This is a genomic window from Kribbella sp. CA-247076 (genome assembly GCF_050942445.1).
GTDB lineage: Bacteria > Actinomycetota > Actinomycetes > Propionibacteriales > Kribbellaceae > Kribbella.
This window is the reverse complement of sequence record NZ_CP192051.1, coordinates 1,620,644-1,635,437: the sequence shown is the minus strand read 5'-3', so window position 1 is coordinate 1,635,437 and position 14,794 is coordinate 1,620,644. Positions and strand designations below refer to the sequence as shown.

Genomic DNA, 14,794 nt, shown 5'->3' with positions numbered 1-14,794 from the left:
CCAAACCGGGCCGCAGCCCAACCCCAGCCTCGACCCGCAGCCCAACCCACTCCCAGCCGCAGCCGTAGCCCCAACCCCAGCCGAGCCGAGCCCAACCCGAGCCGAGCCGAGCCGAGCCTCAACCCGAGCCGCAGCGCAACCGAACCGCAGCCCCAACCCACTCCCAGCCGTAGCCCCAACCCCAGCCGAGCGCGGGCCGGGGCGGGCGGGGCGTGGGTTGGGGGCTAGTCGTGGGTGGGGAAGCCTAGGTTCAGGCCGCCGTGGGATGGGTCCAGCCAGCGGGAGGTGACGACCTTGCCGCGGGTGAAGAAGTGCACGCCTTCGGTGCCGTGGGCGTGCGAGTCGCCGAACAGCGAGTTCTTCCAGCCGCCGAACGAGTAGTACGCCATCGGCACCGGGATCGGCACGTTGACGCCGACCATCCCGACCTCGACCTCGGTCTGGTACCGCCGGGCCGCACCGCCGTCGTTGGTGAAGATCGCCGTCCCGTTGCCGTACGGGTTCGAGTTCACCAGGTCGAGGGCGGCGTCGTACGACGGGACGCGGACGACCGACAGCACCGGGCCGAAGATCTCGTCGGTGTAGATCGACATGTCCGGCGTGACCTTGTCGAACAGTGTCGGCCCGAGCCAGAAGCCGTCGTCGGCGCCGTCGAACGGACCGTCGCGACCGTCCACGGTCAGCTCGGCACCGGCCTCGACCCCGGCTTCGACGTACCCGACGACCTTGTCGCGATGCTCGCCGGTGACCAGCGGGCCCATGTCGCAGCCGCGCGTACCGTCACCGGTCCGCAGTTGCACCATCCGCTCCGTGATCTTGCCGATCAGGTCGTCGGCGACCGGCTCGACCGCGATCACCGCCGAGATCGCCATGCAGCGCTCGCCGGCGGACCCGAATCCCGCGTTCACCGCGGCGTCCGCGGTCAGGTCGAGATCGGCGTCGGGCAGCACGACCATGTGGTTCTTCGCGCCGCCGAGCGCCTGCACCCGCTTGCCGTTCTTCGTGCCGTTCTCGTAGACGTACTTCGCGATCGGGGTCGACCCGACGAACGAGACCGCCTTGATGTCCGGGTGCTCGAGCAGGCGGTCGACAGCCTCCTTGTCGCCGTGGACGACGTTCACCACCCCGTCGGGCAGGCCGGCCTCCTTCCACAGCGCGGCGACCGCGTTGACCGCGGACGGGTCCTTCTCCGACGGCTTGATCACGACACTGTTGCCGCAGGCAACGGCGATCGGGACGAACCAGAGCGGCACCATGGCGGGGAAGTTGAACGGCGAGATCACCGCGACCGCGCCGAGCGGCTGGCGGATCGAGTACACGTCGACGTTGGTCGACACGTTCTCGCTGAAGCCGCCCTTGAGCAGGTGCGGGATACCGCAGGCGAACTCGACCACCTCCTGGCCGCGGGTCACCTCGCCGAGCGCGTCGGACAGCACCTTGCCGTGCTCGGCGGTGATCAGCGCGGCGATCTTCTCCTTGTTCGCGTTCAGCAACTCGCGGAACGCGAACAGCACCTGGGCCCGCTTGGTCAGCGACGTCCGGCCCCAGGCCTTGGACGCGTCGTGGGCGACCTTGACCACCTCGTCGACCGTCGCCGCCGAGGCCAGGTCCAGCTCACCGGTGACCTGACCCGTCGCCGGGTTGTAGACCTTGCTGGTGCGCTCGGAGACCCCGGTCCACGCGGTCCCGCCGACCAGATGGGTGATTCGCTCAGTACTCACAACTGCATCCCTTGCTCGTTGATCTTCCCCGCTGGACCGTGCCTCGAATGACCAGCATCACCCGAGCACCTCACTCCTCGGCACCATCTCCACCCCGACCGGGCGGCCCTCCTGCAGCGACCGTACGCCGGCGGTGCAGACCGCTGCGGCGGCGTACCCGTCCCAGGCGGACGGACCGTCGATGGTGCCCTTCGCGACCGCGTCCACCCAGCGCTGCAGCTCCAGGTCGTACGCGAGCCCGAACCGGACCCGGAAGTCGTCCGGCACCACACCACCCCAGTGTCCGGCCCGCCTGGTCAGCACGTCGACCCCCAAGCCGATGGTCGCGTTGCCCTTCTCGCCGACCGCCTCGCAGCGGACCTCGTACCCGACCTGGCAGTTCACGAACACCTCGACGTCGGCCATCGCACCGTTCGCCATCTCGAACACGGCGAGCTGCGGATCCTGCACACCGTCACCGACCAGACCGCTCGGTCTCGGGGCGTGCACGGTGATCCGGGTGATCTCCTCACCGAACAGCCAGCGCGCGACGTCCACCTCGTGCACCAGCGAGTCCCGGACGATCATCTCGCTGCGGAACGTCGCCGGGACGGTCCTATTCCGGTGGACGTTGTGCAGCAGCAGCGTCCGGCCGAGCTCACCCGAGTCGAGCAGCTCCTTGAGCGCGACGTACTCCGGGTCGAAGCGGCGCATGAAGCCGACCTGGATCAGCTGCCTGCCGAGCTTGTGTTCCGCCTCGACCACCCGCAGCGAGGACTCCGCGTCCATGGTCAGCGGCTTCTCGCACAGCACCGGCTTGGCGTGCTCGAGGCAGGCCGTCAGCTGCTCGGCATGCGCGAACCCCGGCGAGGCGATGACCACGGCATCCACCTCGGCGTCGCCGATCAGCGCCAGCGGGTCGTCGATCGCCCGTACGTCGTCGAACGTGGCCGCCAGCGCACCGGCCCGGTCCTTGTCCGGGTCGGACACCGCGACCAGCCGTGCCCCGGAGATCCGGCGAGCCACCCGCTCGGCGTGGTCCGCCCCCATCATCCCGACCCCGACGATCCCGATCCTCAGATCCCGCATCTCCACCTTCTCTCCTTGCTGACGGTCGCACGTTCTCGTCCCGGGCAGCGGCTGTCGCCGTGGCCGTACGGCGGGACGCGGGGGTCGGCCTCTCGGACGCGGCCCCACGTCGGCCCGGCGTACTAGATGCCTCCCGGGCGGTCGCGTGGCTCGGCGACCAGCTCGGGGTCGACTCCGCGCAGCTCGTGGCTCAGCGCCTCGAGCTCCGAACCACCCGCCATCTCGTTGGTCAGCTGGGACAGCGTCAGGTCGGCACGGTGCGTGTCGAGCGCGACCCGGCCCAGCTTGAGCACCACGAAGTGGTTGCCCACCAGGTAGGCGTGGTGCGGGTTGTGGGTGATGAACACGACCCCGAGCCCGGCGTCGCGTGCCTTGACGATGTACTTCAGCACGACGCCGGACTGCTTCACGCCGAGCGCGGCCGTCGGCTCGTCCAGGATCAGCACCTTGGCACCGAAGTAGATCGCCCGGGCGATCGCGATGCACTGCCGCTGACCACCGGACAGCATGCCGACCGGCTGCTCCAGGTTGGGGATCGAGATCCCCATCTTGGTCAGCTCCTCGTCGGCGATCCGCTTCATCCGCCGGTCGTCGAGCCGGCCGAACGGGCGCTTGGTCAGCTCGTTGCCGAGGAAGAAGTTCCGCCAGACCGACATCAGCGGGGCGAGCGCGAGGTCCTGGTAGACCGTGGCGATCCCGCTGTCCAGCGACTCGCGCGGTGAGCTGAACCGGCGCTCCTCACCGTTCACCGACAGGATCCCGTCGGTGTGCTCGTGCAGGCCGGCGATGATCTTGATCAGCGTCGACTTGCCCGCACCGTTGTCCCCGAGCACGCAGGTGATCTCACCCTGCCGCACGGCCAGCGAGACCCCGCGCAGCGCGTGCACGTTCCCGTAGCTCTTACCGACGCCGTCCAGGTGCACCACTGGCGTGTTCGGGCTGCTGCCGGCCTCTTCCGCGAACTTCGTGGTCGTGGTCATCGCAGATCCGCCCTCTTCTTCACCAGCAGGTTGACGATCGTCGCGAGCAGCAGCATCACGCCGAGGAACGCCTTGAACCAGTCGGCGTTCCAGCCGGCGTACACCACGCCGAGCTGGGTCATGCCGAAGATCAGGGCGCCGATCGCCGATCCCACCACCGAGCCGTAACCGCCGGTCAGCAGGCAGCCGCCGACCACGGCCGCGATGATGTAGATGAACTCCTTGCCGACCCCCTCGCCCGACTGCACCGTGTTGACGGTGAAGAGCAGGTGCATGCCGGAGAACCAGGCGAAGAAGCCGACCGTCATGAACAGACCGATCTTGACCCGGTTGACCGGAACACCGACCGCCCGGGCCGCGGCGGCGTCACCCCCGACGGCGAAGATCCAGTTGCCGATCCGGGTCTTCAGCAGCACCCAGGCGCCGGCGGCGACGAACAGGATCCACCACAACACCAGGATCTTGACGTTCAGCGCCCCGATGGAGAACTCCGACGAGAACACCTTCTGCGCCGAGCCGAACCCGTCCATGTCGCTGATCGAACTGGACGAGACGCCGCCGGACAGCAGCCGGGTGACGCCCAGGTTGAGCCCCTGCAGGATGAAGAACGTGCCCAGCGTGACCAGGAAGCTGGGCAGCCCCGTCTTCACCAGCAACCAGCCGTTGAACAGGCCGACCGCCAGCATCACCAGCAGTGAGACCAGTACGCCGACCCACACGTTGGTGCTGAACTGGTACGAGAACAGGCCGCCGGTCAGACCCGCGGTGGTGACCGCGACGCCGGCCGACAGGTCGAACTCGCCACCGATCATCAGCAACGCGACCGGGACCGCCATCACGCCGATCAGCGCCGCGTTGTAGACGATCGTCCCGGTGGCGGCCACGTCGCGGAAGGTCGGTGCGGTGATCAGGAAGAACACCAGCACCACGACCGCGCCCACCAGGGAGCCGATCTCCGGCCGGCTCAGCAGGCGCGCGCCGAGGGACCGCTTGCCGACGCGGTCGTCGACCGCCGACGGCGCCGTCAGTGTGGAAGCCATGACCGGACCTCAGCGTGTCCCGGAGGCGGCGAACTTCTCCACCGCGGCGACGTTGTCCTTGTCGATGAAGGCCGGACCGGTCAGCGTGGCCTGGCCACCGCCGATGGTGTTGCCGTTGGTCTTGTACAGCCAGAGGCTGTCGACGGCCAGGTAGCCCTGCAGGTACGGCTGCTGGTCGACCGCCCACTGCACGGTGCCGTCCTTGATCGCCTTCACCAGGTCGGCGTTCGTGTCGAAGGTGCCCACCTTGGCGGCCGAGCCGGAGTCCTTCACCGACTGCACCGCGGCCAGCGCGAACGGCGCGCCCAGCGTGACCACGTAGTCGATCGCCTTGTCCTGCTGCAGCTTCGAGGTCATCGTGGTCTGGCTGCCCGGGATGTCGGTGCCGGTGATGTAGATCTTCTCGGTGCTCGGGAACTTGTCCTTCACACCCTGGCACCGGGCCTCGAGGCCGACGTGGCCCTGCTCCTGGATGACACACAGCGCCTTCTTCGCGCCGAGCTGGGTCAGCCGGTCACCCGCGGCCTGGCCGGCGATCCGCTCGTCCTGGCCGAAGTACCCCAGCGCGCCGGCCTGCTTCCAGGACTCGATCCCGCCGTTCAGCGCGACCACCGGGATGCCGCTGTCGGCGGCCTTCTTGACGTTCGCCTGCATCGCGTCCGGCTTGGCCAGCGTGACCGCGATGCCGTCGACCTTCTGGTCGATCGCGGTCTGCACCAGGTTCGCCTGGTCCGGGCCCTCGGGCGCACCGGAGTACTGCAACTCGACGTTGTCCTTCGCCGCGGCCGCCTCGGCACCCTTGCGGACCAGGTCCCAGAAGGTGTCCCCCTGCTTGGCGTGCGTGATGAACGCGATCTTCATGCGCGGCGTGTCCGCCACGTTGCCGCCGGAACCGCCGGAGCTCTGCTCCTCCTGCTTGCCACCGGACTCGCTGCACGCACCCAGCGCCGCGACCAGCACGAGCGCAGCCCCCACGGCCGCCGCCTTCTTCTGCCACCGAACCATGACTACAACCAGCCTTTCAGACGATCCGCGGGATTGCTCCGCGGTGTTGCAAGGGACCAGAGAGTGCACACTCTGCTGGCCGTCACATCGATACGCCACCCCCATGGGATCTCAGATAGGTCAACGTCCGCTCCGCGATCGGCAGCGGGACGTCGGGCGGGCACGGGTACAGGTCCTGCTCGACGATCGCGAACAGGTCCACCTCGAGCTTCGCCAGCGCGTCCAGCAGCGGCGGGAGCTCGGGAATTCCGGTCGGCGGCTCGCACATCACCCCGCGCTTGACCGCCTCGCCGAAGCCGACGCCGTCGGCCTCGACCCCGGCCAGGATCGCGGGGTCCACCTGCTTGAGGTGGACGTACCCGATCCGGTCCGGGTGGTCCTGGATCAGCTTCAGGTTGTCGCCGCCGCAGTAGGTGATGTGGCCGGTGTCGAGGCACAGATTCACGTACGCAGGGTCGGTGTCCTCGAGCAAGGTCTCGACGGTCTCGTGGGTGTCCACGTGGCCGTCGGCGTGCGGGTGGTACTGCGTCCGCAGCCCGAACTCCTCGGCGATCCGGCGCCCCAGCGCGGTCACCTGCCGGCCGTGGCGGGCCTGGCCCTCCCGGTCGAGCCGTGGCTCGGTGATCTCGCCGGTGATCCCGTCCCGCCACATCGACGGGAGCACGACCAGGTGCTCGGCGCCCATGGCCGCGGTCAGCTCGGCGGCCTTGGATATGTCCTGCCAGGTCGAGTCCCACGAGTCCGGGCGGTGCAGGTGCTCGAAGATGGTGCCGGCCGTCATCGTCAGGCCGCGCGTGTCCAGCTCGTCCTTCAACCGGGCCGGGTCGGTCGGCAGGTAGCCGTACGGCCCGAGCTCGATCCGGGTGTACCCGGCCGCGGCGACCTCGTCGAGGAACCGCTCCCACGGCGTCTGCCGCGGATCGTCGGCGAACCACACCCCCCACGAGTCCGGCGCACTGCCGACCTTCACCCGGCCCATGTCAGCGGTCTCCCTCGGTTGGCGTCAGGTACGGGCGCTGGCCCTTCTTGGACTCCTGGTACGACGCCGACGCCGCGCGGGTCGTCTCGAGCTCGGACACCTCGCTGACCGGCACGTCCCACCAGGACTCGCTGTCCGGGGCGCCGATCAACGGATCCGTGGTCACGTGGATCGCGATCGGTCCGTCGGCGGCCTTCGCCGTACCGATCGCCTTCTCCAGCTCGGCGCGGTCGTGCACCTCGATCACGTCGACGCCGAGGCTGCGGACGTTCGCCGCCAGGTCGACCGGCAGGTAGTCGCCGTCGAGCCGGCCGTCGCCGCTCCGCCGCCGGTACGCCGTCCCGAACCGTTGCGACCCCAGCGACTCCGACAACGCGCCGATCGACGCGAAGCCGTGGTTCTGCACCAGGACGACGACGATCTTCACGTTCTCCTGGACCGCGGTCACCAGCTCCGACGACATCATCAGGTACGACCCATCGCCGACCATGACGAAGACGTCGCGGTCCGGTGCGCCGAGGCGGACGCCGATGCCGCCGGCGATCTCGTAGCCCATGCAGGAGTAGCCATATTCGACGTGGTATCCCTTCGGGTCGCGGGTCCGCCAGAGTTTGTGCAGGTCGCCCGGCATCGAACCGGCCGCGCACACCACCACATCAGACGGCGCCGACAATTCGTTGACGGCACCGAGGACCTCGCCCTGGGTCAGCAGTCCTTCGGCCAGCTTCGCGGTCACCTCGGCGGGCGGGTTGTAGGCGTTGTCCACAATTCCGTCCCACTGGGTTGCGAGCATGCCGGTCAACGATCTGTACTGGTCGCTCACAGACCAGTCACTGACCGCGGATCGCAACGAAACAAGGGCTTCCCGGGCATCCGCGACGAGAGGAAGGCCGGCATGTTTGCCACCGTCGAAACGCGCCACGTTGATGTTCACGAACCGCACGTCCGGGTTCTGGAAGGCGGTCCGCGAGGCCGTCGTGAAGTCGCTGTAGCGGGTGCCGATGCCGATCACCACGTCGGCGTCGCGCGCGAGTGTGTTGGCTGCCGTGGTCCCGGTCGAGCCGACCGCGCCGACCGACTGCGGGTGGTCGTAGCGCAGGGATCCCTTGCCTGCCTGGGATTCGGCCACCGGGATGCCGGTCGCCTCGGCGAACTCGCGGAGCGCGTCCTCGGCGCCGGAGTAGTGCACGCCACCGCCCGCGACGATCAGCGGTCGCTGCGCGGACCGTAGGAGATCTACGGCTTTGTCGACAATTGATGCTTCCGGCAACGGCCGCGCGACGTACCAGGTGCGCTCGGTGAAGAGCTCCTCGGGCCAGTCGTAGGCCTCGGCCTGCACGTCCTGCGGTAGGGCGAGCGTGACCGCGCCGGTCTCGACCGGATCGGTCAGCACGCGCATCGCGTTGAGCAGTGCCGCCGGCAGTTGCTCGGGCCGCCAGATCCGGTCGAAGTACTTCGACACCGGGCGGAAGGCGTCGTTGACGGACACGTCACCGGCGCCGAAGCTCTCGAGCTCCTGCAGTACGGGAGTCGCCACCCGGGTCGCGAACACGTCCGACGGAAGGAGGAGAACAGGCAGCCGGTTGATCGTTGCCAGAGCCGCGCCGGTCACCATGTTGGTCGAGCCCGGACCGATGCTTGCCGTGCAGGCGTAGGTCTGGAGCCGGTCGCGGGTGCGGGCGAACGCGGACGCGGTGTGCACCATGGCCTGCTCGTTGCGAGCCAGGATGTACGGCAGCGCCTGCGGGTCGTCGAGCTCGGCCTGGAGCAACGCCTGTCCGACGCCGGCCACGTTGCCGTGTCCGAAGATGCCGAGGCACCCGGCGAACAGCCGCTGCCGCTGTCCGTCGCGCTCCGAGTACTGGACGCTCAGGAATCGCACCAACGCCTGCGCGACCGTGAGGCGTACCGTCATCGCTGTCCTCCGTGGAAGTCCGCGCCGAAGCGCATTTCGGTCGGGTCAGTCATCGTGTGCCCCGAGAGGGAGGCGGGGGTCGATGGGCTGGGTGGACCACAGTTCGCGGACCCAGCCGTGTTGTGGGTCGTCGGTGATCAGCCACTCGCGTTCGGCGCCGGGGCCGGCCATCACGTTCAGGTAGTACATGTCGTAACCAGGAGGCGCCATCGCGGGACCATGCCAACCATGCGGGACCAGCACCAGATCGCCACTGCGGACCTCCGCGAGTACGTCGATCGGGCGGTCCTCTGTGCCGTACACACGCTGGTAGCCGATCGGGTCGTTGCCCTTGACACCTTCCGGGGCGTCGTCGGCGAGCTGCAGCTCGAAGTAGTAGATCTCCTCGAGCTCACTCTCCTTGCCCGGCCGGTGCTCGTCGTGCTTGTGCGGCGGGTACGACGACCAGTTGCCGGCCGGTGTGAGCACCTCACAGGCGATGATCGAGTCGGCCTCGAGCACGGCCGGCGTACCGAAGTTGCGCACCTGGCGGGACGCGACGCCGGCACCTCGGAGCTCGGTCTCGACCTGCTCGACGCCGATCCGCCGGAACGGGAAGTCGCCGGCCGCTCGGGCGTGCGGGAACGCGATCCGGGCACCACCGGCGCTGACGACCGCGAACGTCGTACCGCGGGGAACGTAGGCAAGGTCGGTCGGGCCGGCGAAGACGTCGGCGCGACCGCCGAGCGGGACCATCTCGCCGTCCACGATCACCTCGGCCGAGCCGCTCAACGGCAGGACGAGGTACTCACAGTCGCCGGTTTCGATCTGGACCGATTGGCCCGGGCGCAGCGTGCGGATCGCCAGCCCGGTGTGATGCCAGTCCTGCTCTCCCGGGCTGACCATCAACTCGAACCCGTCGCGCGCCGTCGTACCCGCCGGCCTGAACCACTGAGTCATCCCAAGCCTCCACGAACAAGGACGCGAGCGGGTTGCCGACGGCTCGGGACGGGACGTGTTGGGCAGCACGTAGCGTTCATGCGGTGCCTCCGTGGACGAGGGCGGCGGCCTGGTCTACGGCGGCGGCGACGTTCCCGTCGGGTGGGAAGAGGAGGGCGCGGCCGACGACGAGACCACGAACGGAAGGGAGGGTGAGGGCCTTGCCCCATGAGGCGTAAGTTTCCTCGGGTGAGACGGTCGGGTCGCCGCCGAGCAGGAGTGTGGGCAGCGTGGTCGCTTCCATCACCCGTTCGAGGTCGTCCACGACCGGAAGCTTGAGCCAGGTGTACGCGCTGGTAGCGCCCAGACCGCTGGCGATGTGGATCGACCTGATCACCGAGTCGGGGTCGAGCAAATTCGTCACCCGTCCGTCCTGGCGCGTCGACCAGAACGGCTCGACCATCGCCATCAGCTTGTGCTCGGCCAATCCGGTCACCGCGGCGGCGCTGCTCTCCAGCGTCGCCACCGTCCCGGGGTCGCCGAGGTCGATCCTGGTCAGCATCTTTCCGCCGTCGAGCCGGCGGGTCGCGATCTCGTCGGCCGTGCGGTACGCCGTGAAGCGGTCGTCCAGCTCGAATTCCGCACCCTGCAGGCCGCCGCGGTTCATCGAGCCGATGACGACCTTGCCCTCGAGCGCTCCGAGCAGCAGCAGATCTTCGAGTACGTCGGGCGTCGCGAGCACACCGTCGACGCCGGGGCGTTCCAGGGCGGTGATCAGTCGATCGATCAGTGCCGGGCGGCTGGCCATCGCCATCCGGTCACCGCGGACGCCGAGGGCACCGCGGGCGGGGTGGTCGGCCGCGACGATCAGCAGGCGCCCGTCGGGTCCGACGAGTTCGCGGCGGCGCCGTTGCTGCCAGGCCTCGGTGATCCGCTCGGGGTGCCGCACCCGAAGATCGGTCAGCCCGTCAAGCATCCGAGCCCGCCGCTCAACCGCCTCAACCATCTCAGGCGGCATCGGGCCCGTCACCCCCAGCTCCCTGGCAACCTGCCGAGTCCCAGCGTCACTCATACGCCCTCACCCGGCTCCCCCACCCGCCCACTCCGACCAGCACGCCCCCGCCCACCCGGCTCCACTGCTTGCTCGCTCGCGGCGGCGTGCTGCTCGACCGGCTCCACGTGCCCGCTCCCGGCTGTGTGCTGCTGCACACCCGGCTCTGCTTGTCCGCTCGCCGGGGCGTGCTGTTGCCATCCACCCGGCTGCTGCTCGCCTAGGAGCTCCAGGACCTCGGATTCGGTGGGCATGGCGGTTGAGCATTCGAGGCGGGAGGCGACGATGGCGCCGGCTGTGTTGGCGAAGCGGATCACCTTCTCGAGGGGCCAGCCGGCGAGCAGGCCGTGGCAGAGGGCTCCGCCGAAGCCGTCGCCGGCGCCGAGGCCGTTCACCACGTCGACCGGGAACGGCGGGACCTCGACCCGTTCGTCGCGCGTGCGGGCCAGCGTTCCCTTCGGGCCCTGCTTGACGATCGCCAGATCGAGACCGCGGTCCAGCAGAGCCTGGGCCGCCTTGTCCGGATCGGTCTCGCCGACGGCGACCTCACACTCCTCACGGTTGCCCACAGCAACGGTGCAGAACTCGAGCGCCCGGCTGACCTGGTCGTGCGCCTCGCTCGGGTCGGCCCAGAACATCGGCCGGTAGTCGAGGTCGAGGATGGTGAACGGGCGCCGTTCGCGGGCTTCCCACGCGACGAAGTGCGCCGAGCGGCTGGGCTCGGCGGACAGGCCGGTGACGGTGGACCAGTAGATGCCGGCGTCCCGGATCGCGGTCAGGTCGAGCTCGGACGGGTAGATCTCCAGGTCCGGCGCCTTCGGGAACCGGTAGAAGTACAGCGGGAAGTTGTCCGGCGGGAAGATCTCGCAGAACGTGATCGGCGTGGGCAGCTTGTCGACGGGCGCCACGTAGCGGTCGTCGACGCCGAGTTCGCGGAGGGTGCGGTGGATGAACGTGCCGAACGGGTCGTTCCCGGTCCGGCTGATCACCGCCGACCGGCGCCCGTGCCGAGCCGCCGCGACGGCGACGTTCGTGGCGCTTCCGCCCAGGAACTTCCCGAAGCTGTCCACGTCCTCCAGGTGCGCTCCCACCTGCAACGGATACAGATCCACCCCGATCCGCCCGATGGTCAGCACCTCGTCCGGCCGCGCGTCCCCAGCACCCGGAGCCGGCGCCGACTCGGATCCGGACTCCGAAAGCGCATCCGACCCCGGCTGCGCAACGGGTGCCGGCTGCGCAACGTGCGCCGGCTGCGCGACCGGTGTCGACGGTGTCAGCTCTTCCGGGGTCATCGGATGGTCTCCGCGATCGACCGGAGCTGTGCGATGCTCGCGCGCACGTCCGCGAGCGGACCGTCGCCGGTGGGACGGGACTGCAGGATGGTGTCTTGCTCGAGGACGTACCAGCCTCGGTAGCCCGACGACTCCAGGGTCGCGACGATCGTGGTGAGGTCGATGTCGCCGGCTCCCAACGGGCGGTACATGCCCTGGCGTACGGCGTCCGTGTAGGACACCTCGCCGGACTGGACCTTCGCCGCCCACGCCGCGTCCACGTCCTTCAGGTGCGTGTGCTTGATCCGCGCCGCGTGGTCGACCGTGAGTGCGACCGGGTCCACCCCGCCGATCAGCAGGTGGCCGGTGTCGAGGGTGAGTCCGATCGACGACCCCCGCAGTACACGGTCGACGTCGTCGGCGTTCTCGACCATGGTGCCCACGTGCGGGTGGATCGTGGCCAGCACCCCACGCTCAGCAGCCAGACCGGACAGCTTGTCCAGGTTGCCGAGCAGCGTGGTCCACCCGGCGTCGTCGAGCACCGGGCGGTCGTCGTACCCGTCCTGGCCGGTCGCCGCGGCGAGCACCAGCGTGGTCGCGCCCGCGGCGACGAAGCCCTCGAGCGCCGCGGCGACCTCGGCCGACGGGTCGTGCGCGGGATCGTGCAGCACGACGGGAACGAAGCCACCGACCGCCCGCAGGCCGAGGTCAGCGAGCGTCTTCGCCTTGTCGGCCGGATCGTCGGGCAGGAAACCGTCCGGACCGAACTCGGTCGCCGCCAGACCGGCGTCGCGCATCTCGGCGAGCACTGTCTCCGGGTCGTACTGCCAACCCCAGCCGGGGACCTCCGACACACCCCAGGAGATCGGGGCGCCGGCGATCCGGATTGCAAGGTCAGACATCGGGCTGAGCTCCTCTGTAGGCGTGGGGGTCACAGGTGGACGAGCCGGCTCTCGTGGCGGGACTGCTCGCAGGCATCCGCGATCCGGAAGGCCTGATACGCGTCCCGGACCGTGCACGGGACCTCCCGGGTCCCGGCGACGACCTCGGTGAACGCGGTCAGCTCGGCGACGTACGCCGGCCGGAAGCGGTCCATGAAGGTGGCGTGCGGCTGCCCGCCGGGGAAGGTGACTCCGGGTTCGACCGACCGCAGCGCGGTGTGCTCGTCCAGGCCGATCGCGATCGAGCCGAGGCTGCCGAGCACCTCCATCCGTACGTCGTGGCCGGCCGCGTTGTACCGCGTTCCGCTGACCGAGACGAACGTGTTGTCGTCGAGGGTGAGCAGTGCGGCCGCCGCGTCGACGTCGCCGTACTCGCCGAAGAAGGCCTCGCCGCGGTTCGCGCCGGTGGCGAAGACGCTGACCACCTCGCGGCCGGTGACGTACCGGATGATGTCGAAGTCGTGGACCGTGCAGTCGCGGAAGAAGCCGCCGCTGGTCGGGATGTACTGGTGCGGCGGCGGGAACGCGTCGTTCGTGTTCGCCCGGATGTGGTGGACGTAGCCGAGCTCGCCGGAGCGGACGGCCGCCGCGGCCGCCTGGTACCCGGCGTCGAAGCGGCGCTGGAAGCCGATGTGCACGGGTACGTCGGAGGCCTCGACCAGCTCGACCACGCGCAGGGTGTCGGCCAGGTCGATCGCGACCGGCTTCTCGCAGAACGTCGGGATCCGGGCAGCGACCCCGGCCGCGATCAGGTCCGCGTGCGCCGACGTCGCGGCCGCGATCACGAACCCGTCCAGCCCGGCGGCCAGCAGCGCGTCCACGTCCGGCGCGTACTCCAGGCCGAGGTCCTTGGCGACCAGCTCGGCGCGGGTCGCGTCGGCATCCGCGACCACCACCTGGTCCACCGCCGGCAACCCCTTCAAGGTCGCGGCGTGGAACACCCCGATCCGCCCGACCCCGACCAACCCGATCCGCATCCGCAGCCCTCTCCTCGACCAGCCCGGCAGGCGCGCCGGAACCCGAAGGGCGGCGCGCTGGTTGTCCGTCAGCTTTCCGGCCGCAGCAGAACGTGTCAATAGTTTGTTAACACATTTTCACGTAGAGACATACATACCTGCGCGGTTGTAACATCCGGCTCATGACCGCTGCGTTGCCGATTCAGCTCGATCGGTCGAGTCCGGTGCCGCTGTACCACCAGCTCGCCGAGCAGCTGACCGCTGCCATCACCGAGGGCCGGCTGCGTCCGGGCGACCCGTTCGAGAACGAGATCGGCATGTCCGACCGGCTGAACCTGTCCCGGCCGACGGTCCGCCGCGCCATCTCCGAGCTGGTCAACCAGGGCCTGCTGGTCCGCCGGCGCGGGATCGGCACCACCGTCGCGAACCAGATGGTCCACCGCAAGGCCGAGCTCACCAGCCTGTACGACGACCTCGAACGCGAAGGCCGGACGCCGCGGACCGAGGTGCTCTCGCTCGACTGCGACGCCCAGGACGACCGCGCCGCGACCGTTCTCGAGCTGCCCGCCGGCACCCCGCTGGTGTCGATCGTCCGGCTCCGGTACGCCGACGGCGTCCCGCTCGCGATCATGCGAAACTGGTTGCCTCCGGCCCTCAACGAGCTCAGCCTGGCGGAGCTGACCAGCACCGGCCTGTACGCCGTCCTGCGGGCGCGCGGGATCCGCCCCACGGTCGCCCGGCAGCGGATCGGCGCCCGGAACGCGACCGCCGACGAACGCCGTACCCTGCACATGTCCAAGGCGGAGCCACTGGTCACCATGACCCGGTCCGCGTACGCCGCCGACGGCTCACCGGTCGAGTTCGGCGATCACTGCTACCGCGCCGACCAGTACTCCGTCGACGTCATCGTCTCCGAACGCTGACCCCGACAGCCTGCACCCTCAGAGCG

12 protein-coding genes and 1 pseudogene are annotated in these 14,794 nt (G+C 69.5%); 1 reads left to right on the top strand and 12 read right to left on the bottom strand.

The genetic code is table 11. The features are described from left to right. Window positions 1-224: 224 nt before the first annotated feature. From ACQPYZ_RS07795 to ACQPYZ_RS07740, 12 genes and pseudogenes are all read right to left on the bottom strand, one after another. Window positions 225-1,721 (bottom strand): CoA-acylating methylmalonate-semialdehyde dehydrogenase, encoded by a 1,497-nt coding sequence (locus ACQPYZ_RS07795; protein ID WP_433166687.1) that lies wholly within the window; start codon window positions 1,719-1,721, stop codon window positions 225-227. Window positions 1,722-1,778: 57 nt separating this feature from the next. After that, window positions 1,779-2,789 (bottom strand): Gfo/Idh/MocA family protein, encoded by a 1,011-nt coding sequence (locus ACQPYZ_RS07790; RefSeq protein WP_433166685.1) that lies wholly within the window; start codon window positions 2,787-2,789, stop codon window positions 1,779-1,781. A 122-nt stretch (window positions 2,790-2,911) separates the two neighbouring features. Beyond that, the gene (locus ACQPYZ_RS07785; protein ID WP_433166683.1) at window positions 2,912-3,769 is read right to left on the bottom strand and encodes an ATP-binding cassette domain-containing protein; all 858 of its coding nucleotides are present in this window, start codon (window positions 3,767-3,769) and stop codon (window positions 2,912-2,914) included. Next, window positions 3,766-4,809 (bottom strand): ABC transporter permease, encoded by a 1,044-nt coding sequence (locus ACQPYZ_RS07780; protein WP_433166681.1) that lies wholly within the window; start codon window positions 4,807-4,809, stop codon window positions 3,766-3,768. The genes ACQPYZ_RS07785 and ACQPYZ_RS07780 overlap by 4 nt, the downstream gene beginning before the upstream one ends. A gap of 9 nt (window positions 4,810-4,818) precedes the next feature. Further along, the gene (locus tag ACQPYZ_RS07775) at window positions 4,819-5,814 is read right to left on the bottom strand and encodes a sugar ABC transporter substrate-binding protein (RefSeq protein WP_433166679.1); all 996 of its coding nucleotides are present in this window, start codon (window positions 5,812-5,814) and stop codon (window positions 4,819-4,821) included. A gap of 82 nt (window positions 5,815-5,896) precedes the next feature. Continuing rightward, window positions 5,897-6,793, bottom strand: coding sequence for a TIM barrel protein (locus ACQPYZ_RS07770; RefSeq protein ID WP_433166677.1), 897 nt, complete (start codon window positions 6,791-6,793; stop codon window positions 5,897-5,899). Between the two features lies 1 nt (window position 6,794). Continuing rightward, window positions 6,795-8,708: a 3D-(3,5/4)-trihydroxycyclohexane-1,2-dione acylhydrolase (decyclizing) gene (iolD, locus tag ACQPYZ_RS07765; protein WP_433166675.1), complete on the bottom strand. Its 1,914-nt coding sequence runs from the start codon at window positions 8,706-8,708 to the stop codon at window positions 6,795-6,797. 45 nt (window positions 8,709-8,753) lie between these two features. Continuing rightward, on the bottom strand, window positions 8,754-9,647 hold the full coding sequence (gene iolB, locus ACQPYZ_RS07760; protein ID WP_433166673.1) for a 5-deoxy-glucuronate isomerase: 894 nt from the start codon (window positions 9,645-9,647) through the stop codon (window positions 8,754-8,756). Between the two features lie 76 nt (window positions 9,648-9,723). Further along, window positions 9,724-10,602, bottom strand: coding sequence for a Cgl0159 family (beta/alpha)8-fold protein (locus ACQPYZ_RS07755; protein WP_433166671.1), 879 nt, complete (start codon window positions 10,600-10,602; stop codon window positions 9,724-9,726). Between the two features lie 290 nt (window positions 10,603-10,892). Then, window positions 10,893-11,813, bottom strand: a pseudogene (iolC, locus tag ACQPYZ_RS07750) (5-dehydro-2-deoxygluconokinase); the annotation flags it as partial. Between the two features lie 152 nt (window positions 11,814-11,965). After that, window positions 11,966-12,850 (bottom strand): sugar phosphate isomerase/epimerase family protein, encoded by an 885-nt coding sequence (locus ACQPYZ_RS07745; RefSeq protein ID WP_433166669.1) that lies wholly within the window; start codon window positions 12,848-12,850, stop codon window positions 11,966-11,968. A gap of 29 nt (window positions 12,851-12,879) precedes the next feature. Next, window positions 12,880-13,866 carry a Gfo/Idh/MocA family protein gene (locus tag ACQPYZ_RS07740; protein WP_433166667.1) on the bottom strand — a complete coding sequence of 329 codons (987 nt, stop codon included), beginning with the start codon at window positions 13,864-13,866 and terminating at the stop codon, window positions 12,880-12,882. Window positions 13,867-14,027: 161 nt separating this feature from the next. Here ACQPYZ_RS07740 and ACQPYZ_RS07735 point away from each other — a divergent pair, with 161 nt between their 5' ends. Then, entirely contained in the window at window positions 14,028-14,768 is a 741-nt protein-coding gene (locus ACQPYZ_RS07735) for a GntR family transcriptional regulator (protein ID WP_433166665.1), read from the top strand. Window positions 14,769-14,794: the final 26 nt, after the last annotated feature.